Consider the following 19,013-nt stretch of genomic DNA (forward strand, 5'->3'; position numbering starts at 1 on the left):
AGGTGGCAGTTCCCAGCCGGCGCGTCGACGGATCGAACGGGCACGTGTGCGGTGACGAGCGTCGCAGAACCGGAGTCGCGCGCCCCGCTGACCTCGCCGCGACCCGTCGGAGCGCGGCGTCCTCTCGCGTGGGCGGCGGTGCTCGTGGGTCTCATCGCGATGTGCGTGAGCCTCATCGGTTCGTGGATCCCCTCGCTGTGGGGTGACGAGGCGGCGAGCGTGCTCTCGGCGCTTCGGCCGCCCGAGTCGCTTCTCGCGATGCTCGGGCACATCGACGCGGTCCACGGCGCGTACTACCTGGGACTGCAGCTGTGGGTCGACCTCTTCGGCGCCGACCCCTTCGCCGTGCGCTTCCCGTCCGCCGTTGCGGTCGGGGTGGCCGCGGGAGCGGTCACGTGGATCTGCGGCCGCTTCGACTCGCTGCGCTTCGCCGTCGTGGCCGGCTTCTTCTCGGCCATCCTCCCGCGCCTGACCTACGCAGGAGAGGAGGCCCGCGCCTACGCGTTCGACGCGGCCATCGCAGCGCTCCTGGTGGTCGTGGCCGTCGAGATCATGCGGCGGCCCGCCCCGCCGCGCCGCTGGTGGGCGGCGTACGGCGCCGTGCTCGCGGTCGGCATCTACACCTTCCTGTACCTCGCGCTCATGGCTCTGGTCGTGGGACTCGCACTCGCCGTGGACCGCCGGAACCGTTCGCAGCTGGTCCGATGGCTGGTCGCGTCCGCAGCCGGCGTGGCCGCAGCCTCGCCGGTCATCGTGCTCGCCCTTCTGCAACGCCGTCAGATCGCCTTTCTGGAGCACCGCGACCGGGTCAATCCTTCGGCCGTCCTCGTGAAGATGTGGTTCGGCGCTGTCCCGTTCGCGATCATCGCGTGGACGCTCATCGTCCTGGTCGTCGTCGGCCTCGTCGTCCGTGCACGCCGAAGTCGCCCGGTTGCGGGGACCCTGGAGGCCCTCGCGCTGCTCTGGCTCGTGGTGCCCATGGGCATCCTGATCGCGGCGAATCCGATCGCGGCGATCTTCACGCCCCGTTACGGGACGTTCTCCGCGCCGGCCGCCGCCATCCTGATGGCCTGCGGGGTGCGCCTGCTCGCCCGAAGGCGTTGGGCGGCCGCGGTCGTGCTCGCGGCGACGGTCGTCGCGGCGGCGCCGATCTGGGTCGGTCAGCGCGAGCCGTGGGCGAAGAACAGGTCGGACTGGAACGAGATCGCCGCCACGATCGACGCTCGCGCGCGTCCGGGCGACGCGATCGTGTTCGACGACTCCGTCCGCCCGTCGCGGCGCCCCCGGCTGGCGCTCGACACCAACCCCGACCCGTTCCACGCGGTGATCGACGCCACGCTCAAGACTTCGTATGCCGACAGCGGCTCGTGGCATTCATCCGACTACTCCGTCGCCGAAGCCGCGTCCCTCGGCCGCTTCACGGACGTCGATCGCGTGTGGGTCGTCGAGTACATGGTCGGAGCGGAGCCGAACGTTTACGGCATCGCAGAGCTCGAGGCCCTCGGCTATCAGCAGGTCGACGCGGTGCGGCTGCACAGCACGGCGGTCCTGCTGTTCACGCGCCCGTGAGAGTCGGGGCGCGAGATGTCACCTGCGATGCTCGTTGGCGCCCGCGGCGATCGGCACGCCGATGGCGGCGACGGACATGAGCAGACCCACGATGAAGACGAGGGCCTGAAGCCCCGGCAGCGAGAACGAGATGCCCATCACGAACATGCCGCCGACCAGCAGGATCGCGTAAACGATGAACAGCATCCGTCACCTCCGTCGATCCGCGGGTGCCGGCGCCTCTTGCGCCGCGCGGATGCCTCCATCGTACGCAAAGGGCGAGGGAGTCCAGAGCGGACTCCCTCGCCACTGGGGGTCGGTCAGGCTCCTCGCCTGATGTAGCGCATCAGTCCGATGATGATCGCGATCACCAGGATGATGATGCCGATCCACAGCAGGAACTGGGCCGCCTGGACGAAGATGCCGAAGAGCAGCAGGACGATGCCGACGATGAGCAGGATCACAGCGAGTGCGGTCATGATCAGACTCTCCCACCGCGGACGATGCGCACGGTACCCCTTGAAGCCGCGGCGAAGTTGTGCAAGCCGTCCGCGGCCCCGGTCATGGTCGCGGAGTCACCCGCAGCCAGGCGAACCCGTGCGCGGGGAGCGACAGCCCGGCGCGAAGATCCCGGCCCGCACCGGTGACGACGTCGGAGGCGTCGCGCGCGAAGCCCGAGAAGACGACCGGGTCGATCAGGACGAGGTCATCGGCGACGTTGGCGAGCACAAGGATGCGATCGGCGCCGGGGTCGCCCCCGGGACGCTGGAAGCCGACCACGGAAGGATGCGGCGTGTGGAACGGGATGAGGTCGTTCCCGGCGAACTCGGGAACGGACCGCCGCGCGGCGATGAGGCCCGTCAGGCGGGAGTAGACGCGTCCGGCTGACGTCGAGGCATCCCGTCTCCGCTCGTAGGCTTTGTCGGGTCGGCGAGGGCGGTGCACCCAGCGGCTGTCCGCGGCCGTGTCGGGGTGGTCGGCGTACGAGTAGTCGTTGAGCTGCGCGACCTCGTCGCCGAGGTAGAGAAGCGGGATGCCGCCCGTGGACAGGGCGAGCGCGTGAGCGAGGATGACGCGGTCCTCGCCGCCGTCGTCACCCGCCTCGATGCCCGCGAGCGAGGCGGTGGTGCCGGTGACGCGCGCATCGCCCGTCTTCGGGTTCTCCTGGAACGGAACCCCACGTGCGAACGTGCCGGGGAATCGCCCTACGTAGAAGTCGTTGAGGAACCGCCGGTGCGGATAGCCGTCGATGCCGAGGGTCGCGGCATCCTCGTCGGCGAACGTCCAGCCGATGTCGTCGTGGCTGCGCACGTAGTTGACCCACGCGGTCCCCGGCGGGAGGGCGTGGCGCTCGTCGAGCGCCTTCTGCAGCAGGCGGGCGTCCCGGGTCGCGAGCGCCTCCCACGTGAGCGCCATCTGCAGCGGGTTGTACGAGAGCTGGCACTCCTCCGGCGAGATGTACTGGATCACCTCGTCGGGGTGCACGATCGCCTCCGACTTGAACAGGAGGCTCGGCGCCGCCATGCGCAGGACGGCATTGAAGGCCTGGAGGAGCAGGTGAGCCTCGGGGAGGGACTCGCACGCGGTACCCAGGCGCTTCCAGATGAAGGCGACAGCATCCATCCGCAGGATCTCGACGCCCTGGTTCGCAAGGAAGAGCATCTCGCCGGCCATGGCGCGGAAGACCGCCGGGTTGGCGTAATTGAGGTCCCACTGGAAGTGGTAGAACGTGGCCCAGATCCACCGTCCGTCGTCCAGCCGCACGAACGCGCCGGGGTGGTCGTCGGGGAAGATCTCGCGCACCGTCCGCTCATACGCGTCGGGCATCGTGCGGTCGGGGAAGATGAGGTAGAAGTCCTCGAAACCTTCGTCGCCCGCCACGGCGCGCTTCGCCCACTCGTGCTCGTTGCTGGTGTGGTTGAAGATGAAGTCGACGACGAGGGAGATGCCGGCGACCCGCAGGTCGGCGGCGAGCCCGGCAAGCTCCTCCATCGTGCCGAGCTCGGGATTCACCCGACGGTAGCTCGACACGGCATAGCCGCCGTCGCTGTTGCCCTCGGGGCTCTCGAAGAGCGGCATGAGGTGGAGGTAGGTGAGCCCGAGCTCCTGGAAGTAGGGGATCTGCTCGCGGATGCCGGCGAGCCCGCCCGCGTAGCGATCAACGTAGCAGACGCCGCCCAGCATCTGCTGCGACTCGAACCAGCTCGGATCGGCCTCGCGCTGCTCGTCACGCGCGCGGAGCTCGAGCGGACGGGAGTTCCAGGATGCCGCGGCCAGCGTCACCACGTCGGCGAGCGCCTCGCGGCCGTCGTCGCGATCGCCGTAGAGCGTGCGGAAGAGGCCGTGCAGGCGGGGGAAGTGCTCGTCGAATTGCCGTGCGAAGAGCTCGTCCAACGAGCCGGCCGCCTGCTCGGCGCGCTCGCGCGCGAAAGCCTGATCGTCGCGGACGTCGTTGCCCAGTGCGGTCATGTCACCCTCCGTGCCCGTGATGCTAGCGTGAGCGCGGTCGAGTCGTTCCGTTCATCCGCCGGGAGGCACCATGCAGCTCGTCCAGGTGGCGCAGCACGCCGACGACCTCGAGCGCGCCGCGACCTTCTACCGCCGCCTGCTGGGCGCGGAGCCGACCGCGCTCTTCGACCCTCCGGGCCTCCTGTTCTTCGATCTGGACGGCGTGCGGCTGCTGCTCGACCGGAACGCGCCGTCGTCGCTGCTGTATCTGCGCGTCGAGAACGTGCACGAGACGATCGAACGCTTCGGCGCCGACATCAAGGTCGTCACGCATCCGCACGTCATCTTCACGCACGAAGACGACACCCTCGGCCCGGCGAACCACGAGGAGTGGCAGGCCTTCGTGCGCGACTCCGAGGGGAACACCGTCGGGCTGATCGCGTTCCAGCGTCGACGCTGATCGCGCGAACGGCCGGATCGGAGCGATGCCGGCCCGGTCGAGGGGCGCTCCCGCGCGCGCTGGCCTGACTGAACGATCGGTCAGTAAACTGGTCGGGTGAGCGCTTACGTCTCGGCGTTCGAGCTGTTCTCCATCGGAGTAGGACCCTCGAGCTCCCACACGGTCGGGCCCATGCGCGCCGCCCGCGACTTCGCCGCGCGTCTGGGCGACGCGGGGGCGCTCGATCGGGTCGCCAGAGTCACCTGCACCCTGTACGGCTCCCTCGGCGCGACGGGCATCGGCCATGGCACGCCCGATGCGGTCGTGGCAGGGCTGCGCGGAGACGATCCGGCGACCGTCGCGCCGGAGGCGGTGCGGCGCGCGTGGAGCGACTGGCCAGGCGGGCGACTGCGCCTGGCCGGCGTGCGTGATGTCGACTTCGCCAAGGACGACATCGTGTTCGCCCCGCGGACGCGGCTGCCGGGGCATCCCAACGCCATGACGCTCGCCGCGCTCGACGCTGCGGGCGAGGCGCTCGCCGAGGAGACGTACTACTCGATCGGCGGCGGATTCATCCGGCGAGAGGGCGAGGCGCCCCGGGTCGCCGCCCACTCGTTTCCGCTGGTCATCGACACCGCGGAGGAGCTCCTCGCGCTCTGCGACGAGCGCGGCCTCACGATCGCCGAGGCCGCGCGGATCAACGAGGAGGCGCTGCGCCCTGAAGCCGACGTGGCCGCGGGCCTCGACGCGATCTGGAACGCGATGGCGGGTTGCATCACCGCCGGGCTGTCGTCCGAGGGCGAGCTTCCGGGCATGCTGCGGGTGAAGCGCCGGGCCGCCGCGATCGCCGGACAGCTGACGGATGCCGAGGCCGGTGGCCACCGCGAGCTTCCGGGGGAGTGGCTCGGGGCGTTCGCCCTGGCGGTCAACGAGGAGAACGCCTCGGGCGGACGCGTCGTGACCGCGCCCACGAACGGCGCGGCCGGCATCCTTCCCGCCGTTGCGATGTACTGGTGGCGCTTCCTGGCCGACTCGGGGCTCGGCGTCGGAAACGCCGTCACTCCGCACGGCGAGCTCGTCGGCAGCGCGCTCCTCGGATTCGCCCCTCACAGCCGGCCACCGAGCTCGGAGCCCGGCGACGAGGGGACGCGCGGGCCGGTCCTGCCCGACGTCGACGTGCTCGACGAAGAGCTCGTCGCCGAGGCCAACCGCCGCCGAGGCATCCGGCGCTTCCTGCTCACGGCGACCGCGCTGGGCTCGCTCTTCAAGGCCAACGCCTCGATCTCGGGTGCCGAGGGAGGGTGTCAGGCGGAGGTCGGCTCAGCGTGTGCGATGGCGGCCGGCGGCTTGACCGCCGTCATGGGCGGCACGAACCGGCAGATCGAGAACGCGGCCGAGATCGCGATGGAGCACCACCTCGGCCTCACGTGCGATCCGGTGGGCGGGCTCGTGCAGATCCCGTGCATCGAGCGGAACGCCATCGCCGCGTCGACAGCGGTGACGGCCGCGCGCCTCGCGCTGCGCGGGGACGGCTCGCACTACGTCACGCTGGATGCCGTCGTCGAGACGATGCGCCAGACCGGCATCGACATGTCGCACAAGTACAAGGAGACGAGCGAGGGCGGCCTCGCGGTCAACGTCATCGAGTGCTGAGCGCCCGCCGCCTGCCGGCTGCCGGCTGCCGGCTGCCGGCTCACTTGCGCCGATCTGCGCCGCTGGGTGCCGATCGCCGCAAGTGAGCGGGCGCCGAAAGGCTCAGTTGCGCCGATCTGCGCGGGTAACTGCAGAACGCCGCAAGTGAGCAAGCGCCGGAGGGCTCACTTGCGCCGGAAAGCTCAGTTGCGCCGATCTGCGCGGGTGGGTGGAGAACGCCGCAAGTGAGCGGGCGCCGGAAGCTCAGTTGCGCCGATCTGCGCGGCTGGGAGCCGATCGCCGCAAGTGAGCGCGCGCGCCGGAAGCTCAGTTGCGCCGATCTGCGTGGCCCTCTGCAGAACGCCGCAAGTGAACGGGTCGAAGGCATCACGGCCCGGGCGTCCACCCGGCGCGGACAAGTGCCGCGCGTACGCGCTCGACGGCGAGCCTCGCATCGGGGTACAGGTGCGCCGAGGTCACTCGCACGACCTCCCAGCCGGCTGCACGGCAGAGGTCGTGTTTCAGGATGTCGCGGTTCCACTGCTTCGCGTCGGTGCGGTGGTGGTCGCCCTCGTACTCGACGAGGACCCCCCACCCGGGGAAGGCGAACTCGGTCCACCCAATCCGGCCACCGCGCGCATCCCGGACGTCGAAATCGAGCTCGGGTTCCGGAAGCGAGGCGGAGGCCATGGCGAGCCGCAGGTGAGTCTCGGGTCGGGATGCCGCGCCCTCGCGCACGAGCCCGAGCGCGACGCGGAGGTCGGCGGCGCCGAGCCGCCGGCCGGCAGCCAGAGCGCCCGCGAGCTCGTCGCGCGTGGTCAGTGGCATCAGACGACGTCCGTCCTTGGCACGTGGGCGGAGCACGAGCGCGTCACCCGCAGCGACCAGGTCGGGCACATCGAGCACCGCGCCGAGCTGCACCCAGGTTGACGACGGGGAGGCGACGGGCAGTCCGCGATGGGTGCGGACGCGCACCAGCTCGGGGGCGAGCTGGTGCCCACGGACGCCGCGCCCCGCTGGGGCGCGTGCCGGCGCGAGGACGCTGACATGCACCGCGTCCAGGGCCGCCTGCGGAAGCGGGACACCACAGATCAGCGCCGCGGTCTGGTGGGAGAAGAACGATCCGACGGGCATCCGGGTCGCATAGGAGCGCAGCATCCTGATGCCGTCGTCCGATCCGTCCGCGTCCCCTCGCCGCATGCGAACCCCCCAGAACGGCGCCGAGAGGTCGACGGCCCGAAGACGCGCCGGCCGGACGCCCGACGCCAAGGCCATGGCCACCGAGAACTCCTCGCCGAGCTCTGCCGGCAACGGCTGCGCGCGCTCATTCATCCCGCGAGCGTGCCTCGGCTCGAATCAGGCGACCGAAGGACGGGGCTGCTCCTGTGCACTTCGCCGGTGCCCCGCCTCTTGTGGAGAAGAGCCGCGTACCCCAGGTTCGGGCGTCCGGCGGTCAGCGCCGCCGAACGCGGCAGCTCAGCGGCGTCACGACGGCTGAAACGGCGCCGGGCCGGCCTCGTTCGCCGTGGGCGAAGCGTTGGCACTCGGCCATGCGGAGTGCTAATCTGGAGTTAGTTGAGCCGAGTCGACTCAACTTCCCACGACCAACCGAACACCACCGATGAGAAGGAGAGAACCATGGCCCAGTACGACCCGTTCCGCGACCTCGACCGCCTCGCTTCCGGCCTCTTCGACACCCGCCGCGGACCGCGCCGCATGCCGATGGACCTCTACCGCGACGGCGACCACTACGTGCTGACCGCCGACATGCCGGGCATCGACCCCGGCTCTGTCGACATCGACGTCGACGGCCAGCTCCTGACGATCCGCGCCGAGCGCACGCTGACGACCGGCGAGGGCGTCAAGTGGATCACCCGCGAGCGCGAGGCCGTGAGCTTCCTCCGCCAGCTCAACCTCGGCCAGGGCATCGACACCGAGCGCATCACCGCGAACTACGCCAACGGCGTGCTGAGCGTCACGATCCCCGTGAGCGAGAAGGCTAAGCCGCGCAAGATCGAGGTGACGGCCAACACCAATCCGTCGACGATCACCGCGCACGAGAACCGCGACGAGCCGCAGCCGGTCGAGCAGTGATCTGATCGCAGGTCGCCCGACCAGCCGTCCGCGCTCCCGCGCGCCCTCACCCGCGACAGCCCCGAGTCCCCCCGGCTCGGGGCTGTGGCCGTGTGACGGGCCCGGGGTTCAACCGCAGCGAGCCGAAATCGCACGGATCACCGTGTGATCGAGCATCCGCCGGTAAACCGTGCGGGCTCGGTGGCGGGCCCTTCGTACGCCCGCGGCTGCGGGGGTTGCCGCGTCTAGGCTGACGCCATGCCCGAATACGTCGTACCGACGCCTCGGCGCCGGGGCCGCCCGCGAGGCGGTGAATCGGGCGCGCGCGATCGCATCCTCGCGGCGGCCGTCGACGAGTTCGGCGAGCAGGGCTACGACGGTGCCACAATCCGGAGCATCGCGGGCCGCGCCGGCGTCGACCCCGCGCTCGTCCATCACTACTTCGGCGCGAAGGCAGACCTCTTCGCCGAGGTCGTCGGCGCCCCGATGCGGCCCGACACCGAGATCCCATCGATGCTCGCCGGTCCCCGAGGCGAGCTCGGTGAGCGGATCGTCCGGTACATCCTCGAGACCTGGGAGCGCCCCGAGGTGCGCAAGCGCGGGGTGGTGCTGCTGCGCTCGGCGGTCGGGAACCGCTACGCGACGCCGCTCGTCGCCGCCTTCCTCTCCCGCGAGCTTCTTGCTCGCATCGCCGCCGAGCTGGACGTGCCGGATGCCGAGCTGCGCGCCGGGCTCGTCGCTTCGCAGGTGGCGGGTCTGCTCATCGCCCGGTACGTCCTGAAGCTGCCCGCGGTGGCTGCGGCATCCGTCGAGGAATTGGTCGAGCGCATCGCGCCCAACGTCCAGCACTACCTCGTCGACTGACATCCGGCCGCCTTGACGGCGCGCCGGCGCGGGCCCACAATTCATCAATGATGAATAAATCGCCTGGCGTGCGGCGAGGAAGGCCGCGCGATGCCTGACCCCGCCGCCGCCGTCGAGGTGCGCGGGCTGCACGTGCGGCGGGGCGCGACCGAGGTCTTCCGCAGCCTCGACCTCGACATCCCGCGCGGACAGATCACCGGCCTCATGGGGCCGTCGGGGTGCGGCAAGACCACGCTCATGCGGTCGATCGTCGGCGTGCAGAAGATCGCCGGGGGCAGCATCGCGGTGCTCGGCGACGCTGCCGGCACGCGCGCGCAGCGTCGGCGGGTCGCGTACGACACCCAGGCCGCGTCCGTCTACGGCGACCTGACCATCCGCCAGAACCTGCGGTACTTCGCGCGCATCATCGGCGCGCCGACGAGCGACGTCGAGCGGGTCATCGCCCAGGTGGGGCTCGCCGACCAGGCGAAGCAGACCGTCGACTCGCTCAGCGGCGGCCAGGAGAAGCGGGTCTCGCTCGCCGTCGCGATGCTCGGAAGCCCCGAGCTCCTCGTGCTCGACGAGCCGACGGTCGGCCTCGACCCCCTCCTGCGCGCCGAGTTGTGGGACATCTTCCGCGCCGTCGCCGGGAACGGCACGACGATCGTCGTATCCAGCCACGTCATGGACGAGGCCCTGCGCTGCGACCGCATCGTCCTGATGCGGGCGGGACGGATCATCGCCGACACCACTCCGGGGCGTCTGCTCGCCGATACGGGGGAGACGGACCCGGATGCGGCGTTCCTGGCCCTCATCGGGATGGATGCCTCGGCCCGCGCCGCCGAGGAGAGCCACCCGAGCCGCGCTGCGCGGCGCGCGCAGGGCCCGGACGCCGGGAGGTCGAGGGAGTGAACGGCATCCGCACGGTCGCCACTGCCGGACGCGTCCTGCGGCAGCTGAGCCACGACCCGCGATCGATCGCGCTGATGCTCATCGCGCCGAGTCTGCTCGTCGGGCTCTTCGCATGGCTGTTCAGTGATCAGGAGGGCGTGTTCGACATCTACGGGCCCCCGATCCTCGCGCTCTTCCCGTTCATCATCATGTTCCTCATCACCTCGATCACGACGCTGCGAGAACGGCGGTCGGGGACGCTCGAGCGCCTCATGACGACACCTCTCGGCAAGGCAGACTTCATCGTCGGCTACGCTCTCGCCTTCGGGCTCATGGCGCTCCTGCAGGCGATCGTGACCGTGTCGTTCGCGGTCTGGGTGTGCGGTCTCGAGACCGACGGCCCCGTGTGGCAGCTCGGCCTCGTGGCGGTGACCGACGCGGTGCTCGGCATGGCGCTGGGGCTGCTCGCGAGTGCGTTCGCGCGGACGGAGTTCCAGGCGGTGCAGTTCATGCCGCTCATCGTGTTTCCGCAGATCCTCCTCGGCGGGCTCTTCATGCCGCGGGACGAGATGCCCGAGGCGCTGTACACGATCAGCAAGGTCCTGCCGCTCAGCTACGCCATCGACGCGATCAACGCCGTGACGGCCGGCGACGAGGGGTGGGACGTGTACGGACCGCTGCTCGTGGTGCTCGCCTTCCTCGCGGGGTCGCTCATCCTCGCGGCGCTGACGCTGCGCCGCCGGACGGCGTAGAGCACCGTGCACCCGTCGCCGGGAGGCGTTTGGTCTCGGTCGCTGCGCGAGTCGGCGATCGCCGCGCAGGTCAGCAGTCGTCGGCGGACTTCGGCCGGCGGAGCTTCGCGGTGAGCTCGCGCAGCTGAGCCAGTTCGGCGTCGTCGAGCACCGACATCCGCTCGGCGATCGCCCGGCCGTGCGAGGATGCGATGCGACGGAACGCCGAAGCGCCCTCGTTGGTTGCGCGCACGAGCGCCCCGCGGCCGTCCTCGGGGTCGGGGCACTTGGAGATGAGTCCGCGCGCCACCATCCGATCGACCAGGCGCGAGACGCTCGGCTGACTGATGAGCATGTTGGCGGTCACGTCGCGCAGCCGCGCGGTCATGCCTTCGCCGCGCGTGACCGTGAGGAGCACGTCGTACTCGGCCTGCGAGAGGGTCTTCGGGTCGAAGTCGTCGTTGATGTCGCCGAAGACCTCGTGCTGGGCACGGAACAGGCTCTCCCACGCGTCGATCGCGAGTCGCCGGTCGGTCATGGGGAACAGACTACGGCGATCGGAGCCTGTCCGGCATGAGCCCTAGGCTGTGCACATGGGGAGCCTCCTCCGGCATGCCGCGGCGGCGACGGTCGCGGCGATGGTGCTCGCGCTCGCCGCCTGCACCGGCCTCTCGGTGACGTTCGGCGACGACACCGCAGACGCGCCCGTGTCGACGAACCTCGACGACTTCTCCTTCACGAGCCTCGATGTCGACTACACCCTCGGGCGTGCCGACGACGGGACGAGCCGGCTCGAGGTGGTGGAGCGGTTCGTGGCCGAGTTCCCGGCCTACGACCAGAACCGCGGGATGCGGCGGACGATCCCCGACTCGTACCAGGGCGTGCCGCTGCATCCCGAACTCGTCTCGATCACCGATGGCGAGGGAGCCCCGAGGCCCGCCGAGGTCGACCACGAGGACGGCGCGTACTCGATGACCTCCCGCGCGGACGACTTCGTGCACGGCGCCCAGACGTACGTGTTCACGTACACACTCGAGAACGTCGTCGGCTCGTTCGCCGACACGCAAGCCGACGAGTTCTACTGGGACGTCAACGGCGTGGATTGGGCCCAGCCGTTCGGCCGCATCTCCGCGACGCTCCATCTCGACGCCGCCCTCGCTGCGCAGCTGACCGGAGGTCTCGCCTGCTACCACGGCTTCCAGGGGGCGATCGACACGTGTCCCATCGGGGCGACGGCAGGGACGGATGCCTCGACCCGCATCGTCGCCGAGACCGGGGACGTGCAGCCCTACGAGACCATGACGATCGCGGTGGGATTCACGCCGGGCACCTTCACGCCGTTCGACACGCGGTACCTCTCCTCGCCGTGGGGCTGGCTGCAGGCGCTCGCGGCCCTCGGCGTTCTCGCCGGGGTCGTGTGGGCCGCCGTGACCCGGCGGCACCGCCTGCGCGACGAACCCGGCCGGCCCACGATCATCGCCGAGTACACGCCTCCGCCGCGCATCGACGCCCTCGAGAGCGCCGTGCTGCTCGGTCGCACGAGCAAAGCGATCCCCGCCGAGGTGCTCGAGCAGGCGGTGGTCGGCAGCATCCGCATCCTCGAGGGCAAGCGCCGCTGGTTCGGCGGCGCGCGCCTCAAGGCGCAGCTCGTCGATCCCGCGCGGGCGGACGGTGACGGACGCATGCTGCTCGACGGGCTCTTCCCCGGCCTGCCCGTGGGGGCGGAGTACGAGTTCGGGCAGTCCGACAAGAGCTTCTCGGCCGCGGCGCAGCGGATTCTGAAGGCGGCGAACAGCGAGCTCGCGCGACGCGGTCTGCGGCGCAAGGTTCCCGCGCGCATCCGCGCGTGGCCCATCATCGTCACGACGCTCGCGGGCGCGCTCGTGTTCCTGCTGGGGATGGCGGCACTGGATGCCGCGGTCGATCCTCTGGTGCCGATCCTTCTCATCGTCGGCGCCTTCGCAGCGGAGTTCGTCGTCATCGCCCTCCTCGCCCACAAGCCGCTCACCGCGCTCGGCGCGGAGGTGCGCGACCATCTCGCGGGTCTGAAGGTCTTCATCGAGTGGGCGGAGGCCGACCGCATCCGGATGCTGCAGTCGCCGCAGGGAGCCGAGCGAGTGCGGATCGACACGACGAGCCCCCGGGAGATGCTGAAGCTGTACGAGACGCTTCTGCCCTACGCAGTCGTCTTCGGCCAGGAGAAGCAGTGGGCCGAGGAACTCGCCGTGCTCTACGGCGAGGGCAACGCGCCCGGCTGGTACTCCGGATCGAGCGGCTTCAACGTCGCAGCGTTCTCCGCCGGTATCGGCTCCCTCTCGACGAGCGCGTCGGCGTCGTCGTCGTCGGGCGGGTCGAGCGGCGGGGGCTCGGCCGGCGGCGGCGGGGGAGGCGGCGGAGGCGGCGGGGTCTGACCCCGCCCCGCGGTCGAGCGGAGCGAGACGAAACGCGTGGGAGCTGCGCGCTACGCCGTGCGGTGCTCCCGGTAGTACTCCACCAGCGCGCGGGTCGAGGCATCCTGAGTCTCGAGCGCCTCGCGATCGCCCTCGAGAGCAGGCGCGATCTGCAGCGCGAGCTGCTTGCCGAGCTCGACGCCCCACTGGTCGAACGAGTTGATGCCCCAGACCACGCCCTGGGTGAAGGTGATGTGCTCGTAGAGCGCGATGAGCTCACCGAGCACCCGGGGCGTAAGGGCGGGCGCGAAGATCGACGTCGTCGGCCGGTTGCCGGGGAAGGTGCGGGCGGCGACGAGTGCGCCGGTCGTCCCTTCGGCCTCGACCTCCTCGGCGGTCTTTCCGAAGGCGAGGGCCTTCGTCTGGGCGAGGAAGTTCGCCAGGAACAGGCCGTGGACGTCGCGCCCGTCGGACTCGAGCGGGAAGGCGGGATTCGCGAACGCGATGAAGTCGGCCGGGATCAGCCGCGTTCCCTGGTGGATGAGCTGATAGAACGCGTGCTGCCCGTTGGTGCCGGGCTCGCCCCAGAACACCTCACCCGTCGTCGTCGTGACGGGGGAGCCGTCCCAGCGGACCGACTTGCCGTTGGACTCCATCGTCAGCTGCTGCAGGTAGGCGGCGAAGCGGTGCAGCTGCTGGGCGTAGGGCAGCACGGCGTGGGTCTGCGCGCCGAGGAAGTTGGAGTACCAGACGTTGAGCAGCCCCATGAGGACGGGCACGTTCTCCGCGAGCGGTGTGCCGGCGACGTGCTCGTCGACAGCGTGGAAGCCGGCGAGCAGCTCGCGGAAGGCCGCGGGTCCGAGGGAGATGACCACCGACAGCCCGATCGCGGAGTCCACCGAGTACCGGCCGCCCACCCAGTCCCAGAACCCGAAGGCGTTCGCCGGGTCGATGCCGAACGCCTCGACCTTGTCGAGTGCGGTCGACACGGCGACGAAGTGGTGGGCGACGGCGTTGTTGCGGTCCCCCTCGTCGGAGGAGATGGCTCCGGATGCCTCGAGCCCGCCCCATAGCCAGTCCCGCGCCAGGCGGGCGTTCGTGAGGGTCTCGAGCGTCGTGAAGGTCTTCGAAGCGACGATGAACAGGGTCGTCTCGGGGTCGAGATCGGCCGTCTTCAGCGCGATGTCGGCCGGGTCGATGTTCGAGACGAAGCGGGCGGCGATGCCGGCGTCGGCGTAGGGCTTGAGCGCCTCGAAGATCATGTACGGCCCGAGGTCCGAGCCGCCGATGCCGATGTTGACGACCGTCTCGACCTTCTTGCCCGTCACGCCACGCCACTGGCCGGAGCGGACCTTATCGCCGAAGGCGTCCATCGCATCGAGCACGGCCTGGACGTCGGCGTCGACATCCTGCCCGTCGACCACCAGCTCGGGCGATGCCCCGGGCGGACGACGCAGCGCCGTGTGCAGCACGGCGCGGTCCTCGGTCGTGTTGATGTGGTCGCCGCGCAGCATCTCGTGGAAGCGCTCGGCGACACCGGTCTGCTCGGCGAGCCGCACGAGGCTCGCCAGCACCTCGTCAGTCACGAGGTTCTTCGACAGGTCGACGTGCAGGTCGGCGAGCGGAAGGCTCAGCTTCGCCACCCGGTCGGGGTCGCTCGCGAACCAGCCCCGCAGGTCGGGCTCGAAGGCGGAGCGGTGGGCGTCGAGCTCGGCCCAGGCGGACGTGGCGGTGGCATCGATGGGAGCACTCACGCACCCCACGCTAGCGCGGGCGGACCGGGGGGACCCGTCTGTTCTCGTCCGATGATGTGGATGCTCCGGCCCGGAGGCGAGCGCCGAGCCGAGGCATCCCCGGCTCAGTACCAGCCGGTCGCGTTCGAGTGACCCCACGCGGCGCACGGCGTGCCGTAGACGGAGGCGATGTAGCCGAGTCCCCAGCGGATCTGGGTCGTGGCGTTGGTCTGCCAGTCGGCACCGGCGCTTGCCATCTTGCTGCCGGGGAGCGACTGCGGGATGCCGGTGGCGCCGCTGCCGGAGTTGTAGGCCTGGTAGTTCCAGCTCGACTCGCGGGTCCAGAGCTTCTCGAGGCACGAGAACTGGTCCGAACCCCAGCCGTGCTCGTCGGCAGCCATCTGGCGGGCGGTCGCCTTGGCGCCGTCCGGGGTGTTCGCGGCGGCCTGTGCGGCCGCGGCCGCGGCGGCCTCCTCGGCCTGGCGCTGAGCCTCGGCGGCCGCAGCGGCGGCGGCGGCCGCGGCGGCCTCTTCGGCTGCCTTCTTCTCCCGCGCGGCGTCGAGGCGGGCGCGGAGGGCGGCCGTCTCCGCCGACACCCTCTCGGTCTCGGCGGCCGTGTCGTCTGCGATGCCGGGAAGGAGGAGAAGCGGCAGCACCCGCATCGACGAGAGCTGCGAGATGCGGTCGACGAGCGTGGAGGTGTCGACGCTCGTCTCCGGGCCGACGTCGAGGCCTGACGACGCGATGTCGGTCGCGACGAGTGACGCCTCCGTGACGGCGGTCCGCGCTGCGGCGAGCGTCGTCCGCGCGTCGTCCGAGATCTCGTGGATCGACGCCGCGCGGGACGTTGCGACCGCTGCGGGCGTCGTCGCCGCCGCGAGCGCCGCGATCGACGTCTCGGACTGCGCGCCCATGTACGCCGACGCCGAGGCGGTCGTCAGACCGGTGATCGCGACGGCACCGAGGACGGTTCCGACGGCGAGTGCGGTGGTGGCGAGGTTGCGGCGGGGGCGCTGGGCGGCGCGGAGCGCACGACGAGTAGGGAGCATACGAGCGGAGAGTTCTTTCGGGAGTCCTGGGCCGTCGAGACGCGACGGCCTGCGCCCTTCGGGTGGGCACGAAGATCCGAGTCTGCGGGGCGTTTCTGGACGATCCCCAAGGCTTCCCTGGAAGGAGCGTGGGAGCGGATGCGGCGAAAACTGCCGATCCGGCGGTTGTTTCCGCGCGAAGATGCAGAGAACGCGGGTGCTCGCGCGTCCTCGACGCCGCGGCGGATCAACCCCGCTCAGCGGGAATCGCCGCGGTACTCATCGCCGACAAGGGCCTCCGGCTCCGAACCGAACGTTTTCCACGCGGTTGTCGCGCTCTGCCGCCGACTGGGACTGCAGCATTATTGAACCTGAGAGGTCGGAGCGGACATTACTAGGTATGACTGACGACGATGTAGCCGACTGGGAACTGCTTCGGCGCGGGGACCGCGCTGCGTTCGCCCGCATCTTCGATCGTCATGAGGCAAGGGTCTTCCGGCACGCGTCGCGGCTGCTGCGTGTTCGCGAGGATGCGAAGGATACGATGACAATCGCCTTCTTCGAGTTGTGGCGTCGGCGCGGCTCCTCGCGTCTTGTGAACGGGTCCCTCCTTCCGTGGCTGCTGAACACCGCCGCCAACACCGCCCGCAACTTCGAGCGATCCTCGCGGCGTTACCAGTTGATGCTCGGCCGCCTGCCGGATCCCGAGCCTTCTGCGCCGGTGCGCGCCGCGGACGAGTCCGGGATCCTGGCCGCTCTTCGCCGACTTCCTGAGCGCGAGCAGAGCGTTATCGTCCTCACGGTGCTCGAGGGATACCAGGAGCGCGAGACTGCGCGAGCGCTCGGGATACCGGTCGGCACCGTCAAATCGCGTCTCGCTCGAGCGAAGGAACGGCTTCGGGGCGAACTCGAACAGATTGGATACTCGCAATGACTGAGCCCCTGACTCCACGCGAACACGCCGACGTGCGCGATCTGCTTCTGGCGGGCTCCGAGCGGATGAAGCCGAACGGCATCCTTCGCGCGGCGGTGCCCGTGTCCGCATCCGCTCTCGTGATGGGCCTCGTGGGCATCATGGTCGCGATCAATCTCGCGGGCGATCCAAGTCAGCCGGCAGTAGTTCCGGAACCTACGGCCACGGCCACCGGAGGGATACCCTCATTGTGCGTCGAGTACGGAGGCTCCTCCGCCGACAATGCGCCCGGTGGCGACGCGATCGCGGTCGCGGCGGCGACCGCGGATCTGGGCGAGGAAGCCATACTGAGCCCTGGAGTACAGGTGCGGGATTCAACTGAGAGTCCGGGCACCTTGGAGGCCACTGCGCGCGTGTGTGGCGACGGCCTCGACCGGCCGGATCTGATTGCCGCCGCCACAGCCATCGCGAAGGCGATCTACAGTGACCCGGCGCACGCCCGCCTCTCCACTCTGACAGTGTCGGCTTGGCGCCCGATCAGCCCGGAGGCGATCGCGGAGGACGAGAACCTCCCCTCGGTCAGCACTGCCTACCAAACGCACGATTGGGATGCTGCCGCGGACGCCCTCGTGACGGCGTGGGAGTGAACAAGAGCGCCCGCTGGCCTCATTGAGGGGTTACGGTGCCGACCAGAGACCGCTGCAGTAGGTGCTCGATCCGCACCTTGCGCGGAACTTCAAAGTTGCGGTCACGTTGCCCCACGGGACGCTTCCGCGACCAGCAGCTTCAGCAGTGGCGTACCCGAGTCCGTACCACTGTGCCCAGGTCCCGTAAGTGCTTCCCATATACCCGCGGTAGTAGCCCAAGCCGGAGCCGGCGTTGTTCTGCGCAGTGCCCTGCTGCACGGTCCACGCGTAGCTCACCCGAGCGCTGGCATTCCACCCGATGTTCGTGCCACCGGTAGCAACCGTCCAGGTGGTGCTGTTCGCGCTGTAGCCCCATGTGCCGAGGGTGCCGACCGTCCCAGAGGCGGTGGCGGAACCGTCCGACCCGGGCCCGGAGGTGATCGAGGAGGTACTCGCCGCTGCCCGCTCAGAGGCTATGGCGTCGAGCTTAGCGACCGTGAGGCCATTGGGGAGTGAGCCGTCAGGCTCGGTGATGACAACCATGGTGTCGGCGCTGATCGGCCCAGTTGGGTAGAACGTCGCGTCACCCCTCACTACGCCCCTCGCTCGATTGACAATCACGTACCCTTTGCTTTCGTCGGGCTTTGGAGCAATCTTCACTACTGTCGGTTCCGCTGCGCCGTGCTCGACGGCGGAGCTCGCGGGCGCGGATGCGAAAAGCAACGCAGCTCCAATGGCAGACGCCGAGACCATTGCGCCTGCGCGCGTTCGCCATGCTGTCCGAGTGTCAAATTCCATGATGTCTCCTTTGCGCCGGGGTGTCCGGCGCTCGGAGCCTAGACTCGGCGGGGCTCGAGCACAATAGGACCCGTCGAATAGACAATTGGCGATGCGTCATGTGGTTGCTCGGCGAGGCGCGACACGCACAATAGCGACGCTCTGTTGCAAGCCGTCGAATGCGCATATGGTGTGGGTGTGACCTCGCAGCAAATCGCAAGCTACCGGACGACGGAGGGTAAGCGAGCGTGGACCACTGCTGGAGCGCTCATGGCGGTCGCGCCGCTCGCTTCGCTGGCCACGTATGACATCGGATCCTTCGTGCCCGTGGCCGCCCTGCTGGGACCTGCGCTCTACTCAGCATCCCTCGTGATCTTCGCGGTCGGCTCCAACGGCAAGGGAAGGATCACCGGAGATCGCAAACTGGGGGCGGTTTCGCTCGTCATCCTCGCCGTCGTGATGTTCGCAACCGCTGCGTTTTGGGTGGCGGTCAGTCGGCACCCCAGCCCTGGGCCGCTCATGGCCTTCGGGATCGCGGCGACTGTGGTGGAGTTCGCGCTCGCTCTAGCGGCGGTCGTGGAGATAAAACGAGCACGAGTAGTCCGACGGCCGTGGTGCGACGCACCCCTGTGGGCACTCATCGCTGTGTCCGCAACGTGGCTGATTCCGAACATCATTAATGCAACGGGCACTGCCCAGGCCGATATCGTCACTGCAATGGCTTTCGGCACAGTCGAGGGCTTCCTTCGGATGGCGCTGCCGATCCTTCTGGGCGGTCTAGCCATTCTGCTCGCACATATCCCAGCGACCGAGAAGACAGTAGAGGTGCTCTAGAGGCGAACCGCATGGACGTATGTCGTCGCGCCAGTCGGGAATAGTCGCCGGCCTGGTAGGGCCGAGCCCGATCAGGCGGCGTTCGCGGCACCAATCTAGACTCCTGA

General features: G+C 69.8%; 18 protein-coding genes. 11 read left to right on the forward strand and 7 right to left on the reverse strand.

Translation table 11 applies throughout. The annotated features are described in order from the left end of the window. Positions 1 to 51: 51 nt before the first annotated feature. Positions 52 to 1,569: a glycosyltransferase family 39 protein gene (locus EV279_RS06255; RefSeq protein WP_133542002.1), complete on the forward strand. Its 1,518-nt coding sequence runs from the start codon at positions 52 to 54 to the stop codon at positions 1,567 to 1,569. Between the two features lie 18 nt (positions 1,570 to 1,587). Here EV279_RS06255 and EV279_RS16825 read toward each other — a convergent pair whose 3' ends face one another. From EV279_RS16825 to EV279_RS06260, 3 genes are all read right to left on the reverse strand, one after another. Further along, positions 1,588 to 1,755: a hypothetical protein gene (locus EV279_RS16825; RefSeq protein ID WP_166644472.1), complete on the reverse strand. Its 168-nt coding sequence runs from the start codon at positions 1,753 to 1,755 to the stop codon at positions 1,588 to 1,590. A gap of 113 nt (positions 1,756 to 1,868) precedes the next feature. Next, entirely contained in the window at positions 1,869 to 2,027 is a 159-nt protein-coding gene (locus tag EV279_RS16830) for a hypothetical protein (RefSeq protein ID WP_166644473.1), read from the reverse strand. An 82-nt stretch (positions 2,028 to 2,109) separates the two neighbouring features. Further along, complete coding sequence (locus EV279_RS06260) at positions 2,110 to 4,017, reverse strand: alpha-amylase family protein (protein WP_133542003.1); 1,908 nt, start codon at positions 4,015 to 4,017, stop codon at positions 2,110 to 2,112. A gap of 70 nt (positions 4,018 to 4,087) precedes the next feature. Between EV279_RS06260 and EV279_RS06265 the strand changes: the two genes are divergently transcribed. Beyond that, entirely contained in the window at positions 4,088 to 4,456 is a 369-nt protein-coding gene (locus EV279_RS06265) for a VOC family protein (RefSeq protein WP_133542004.1), read from the forward strand. Between the two features lie 96 nt (positions 4,457 to 4,552). Continuing rightward, positions 4,553 to 6,088 (forward strand): L-serine ammonia-lyase, iron-sulfur-dependent, subunit alpha, encoded by a 1,536-nt coding sequence (locus EV279_RS06270; protein WP_133542005.1) that lies wholly within the window; start codon positions 4,553 to 4,555, stop codon positions 6,086 to 6,088. Between the two features lie 366 nt (positions 6,089 to 6,454). Here the strand turns inward: EV279_RS06270 and EV279_RS06275 are convergent, their stop codons facing one another. Then, on the reverse strand, positions 6,455 to 7,399 hold the full coding sequence (locus EV279_RS06275; protein ID WP_133542006.1) for a hypothetical protein: 945 nt from the start codon (positions 7,397 to 7,399) through the stop codon (positions 6,455 to 6,457). Positions 7,400 to 7,705: 306 nt separating this feature from the next. Here EV279_RS06275 and EV279_RS06280 point away from each other — a divergent pair, with 306 nt between their 5' ends. From EV279_RS06280 to EV279_RS06295, 4 genes are all read left to right on the forward strand, one after another. After that, positions 7,706 to 8,161, forward strand: coding sequence for an Hsp20/alpha crystallin family protein (locus EV279_RS06280; RefSeq protein ID WP_133542007.1), 456 nt, complete (start codon positions 7,706 to 7,708; stop codon positions 8,159 to 8,161). Between the two features lie 237 nt (positions 8,162 to 8,398). Continuing rightward, positions 8,399 to 9,004, forward strand: coding sequence for a TetR family transcriptional regulator (locus EV279_RS06285; RefSeq protein WP_133542008.1), 606 nt, complete (start codon positions 8,399 to 8,401; stop codon positions 9,002 to 9,004). Positions 9,005 to 9,094: 90 nt separating this feature from the next. Continuing rightward, positions 9,095 to 9,895, forward strand: coding sequence for an ABC transporter ATP-binding protein (locus EV279_RS06290; RefSeq protein ID WP_133542009.1), 801 nt, complete (start codon positions 9,095 to 9,097; stop codon positions 9,893 to 9,895). After that, positions 9,892 to 10,626: an ABC transporter permease gene (locus tag EV279_RS06295; protein WP_133542010.1), complete on the forward strand. Its 735-nt coding sequence runs from the start codon at positions 9,892 to 9,894 to the stop codon at positions 10,624 to 10,626. Before EV279_RS06290 ends, EV279_RS06295 begins: the two co-directional genes overlap by 4 nt. A gap of 70 nt (positions 10,627 to 10,696) precedes the next feature. Here EV279_RS06295 and EV279_RS06300 read toward each other — a convergent pair whose 3' ends face one another. After that, positions 10,697 to 11,143, reverse strand: coding sequence for a MarR family transcriptional regulator (locus EV279_RS06300; protein WP_133542011.1), 447 nt, complete (start codon positions 11,141 to 11,143; stop codon positions 10,697 to 10,699). 55 nt (positions 11,144 to 11,198) lie between these two features. Here EV279_RS06300 and EV279_RS06305 point away from each other — a divergent pair, with 55 nt between their 5' ends. Next, entirely contained in the window at positions 11,199 to 13,016 is a 1,818-nt protein-coding gene (locus EV279_RS06305; protein WP_133542012.1) for a DUF2207 domain-containing protein, read from the forward strand. Positions 13,017 to 13,066: 50 nt separating this feature from the next. On the opposite strand, the gene pgi is transcribed toward EV279_RS06305, so the two are convergent. Further along, on the reverse strand, positions 13,067 to 14,749 hold the full coding sequence (gene pgi / locus EV279_RS06310) for a glucose-6-phosphate isomerase (protein ID WP_133542013.1): 1,683 nt from the start codon (positions 14,747 to 14,749) through the stop codon (positions 13,067 to 13,069). A gap of 104 nt (positions 14,750 to 14,853) precedes the next feature. After that, positions 14,854 to 15,777, reverse strand: coding sequence for a phospholipase (locus EV279_RS06315; protein WP_133542014.1), 924 nt, complete (start codon positions 15,775 to 15,777; stop codon positions 14,854 to 14,856). 379 nt (positions 15,778 to 16,156) lie between these two features. On the opposite strand from EV279_RS06315, the gene EV279_RS06320 reads away from it, so the two are divergent. The 3 genes from EV279_RS06320 (at position 16,157) to EV279_RS06330 (ending at position 18,906) form a co-directional block, all read left to right on the forward strand. Further along, positions 16,157 to 16,690 (forward strand): RNA polymerase sigma factor, encoded by a 534-nt coding sequence (locus EV279_RS06320; RefSeq protein ID WP_133542015.1) that lies wholly within the window; start codon positions 16,157 to 16,159, stop codon positions 16,688 to 16,690. Then, positions 16,687 to 17,316 carry a hypothetical protein gene (locus tag EV279_RS06325; protein WP_133542016.1) on the forward strand — a complete coding sequence of 210 codons (630 nt, stop codon included), beginning with the start codon at positions 16,687 to 16,689 and terminating at the stop codon, positions 17,314 to 17,316. Before EV279_RS06320 ends, EV279_RS06325 begins: the two co-directional genes overlap by 4 nt. A gap of 954 nt (positions 17,317 to 18,270) precedes the next feature. After that, on the forward strand, positions 18,271 to 18,906 hold the full coding sequence (locus tag EV279_RS06330) for a hypothetical protein (protein WP_133542017.1): 636 nt from the start codon (positions 18,271 to 18,273) through the stop codon (positions 18,904 to 18,906). Positions 18,907 to 19,013: the final 107 nt, after the last annotated feature.

It is taken from the genome of Microbacterium sp. BK668, from assembly GCF_004362195.1.
In the GTDB taxonomy this organism is placed as follows: Bacteria; Actinomycetota; Actinomycetes; order Actinomycetales; family Microbacteriaceae; genus Microbacterium.

Bases quoted from the DNA above. Each gene is read 5' to 3' on its own strand.
- EV279_RS06280 (WP_133542007.1), top strand. From the start codon at position 7,706: ATGGCCCAGTACGACCCGTTCCGCGACCTCGACCGCCTCGCTTCCGGC.
- EV279_RS16825 (WP_166644472.1), bottom strand. From the start codon at position 1,755: ATGCTGTTCATCGTTTACGCGATCCTGCTGGTCGGCGGCATGTTCGTG.
- EV279_RS06285 (WP_133542008.1), top strand. From the start codon at position 8,399: ATGCCCGAATACGTCGTACCGACGCCTCGGCGCCGGGGCCGCCCGCGA.
- EV279_RS06305 (WP_133542012.1), top strand. From the start codon at position 11,199: ATGGGGAGCCTCCTCCGGCATGCCGCGGCGGCGACGGTCGCGGCGATG.
- EV279_RS06325 (WP_133542016.1), top strand. From the start codon at position 16,687: ATGACTGAGCCCCTGACTCCACGCGAACACGCCGACGTGCGCGATCTG.
- EV279_RS16830 (WP_166644473.1), bottom strand. From the start codon at position 2,027: ATGACCGCACTCGCTGTGATCCTGCTCATCGTCGGCATCGTCCTGCTG.
- EV279_RS06275 (WP_133542006.1), bottom strand. From the start codon at position 7,399: ATGAATGAGCGCGCGCAGCCGTTGCCGGCAGAGCTCGGCGAGGAGTTC.
- EV279_RS06320 (WP_133542015.1), top strand. From the start codon at position 16,157: ATGACTGACGACGATGTAGCCGACTGGGAACTGCTTCGGCGCGGGGAC.
- EV279_RS06300 (WP_133542011.1), bottom strand. From the start codon at position 11,143: ATGACCGACCGGCGACTCGCGATCGACGCGTGGGAGAGCCTGTTCCGT.
- EV279_RS06315 (WP_133542014.1), bottom strand. From the start codon at position 15,777: ATGCTCCCTACTCGTCGTGCGCTCCGCGCCGCCCAGCGCCCCCGCCGC.
- EV279_RS06260 (WP_133542003.1), bottom strand. From the start codon at position 4,017: ATGACCGCACTGGGCAACGACGTCCGCGACGATCAGGCTTTCGCGCGC.
- EV279_RS06290 (WP_133542009.1), top strand. From the start codon at position 9,095: ATGCCTGACCCCGCCGCCGCCGTCGAGGTGCGCGGGCTGCACGTGCGG.
- EV279_RS06265 (WP_133542004.1), top strand. From the start codon at position 4,088: ATGCAGCTCGTCCAGGTGGCGCAGCACGCCGACGACCTCGAGCGCGCC.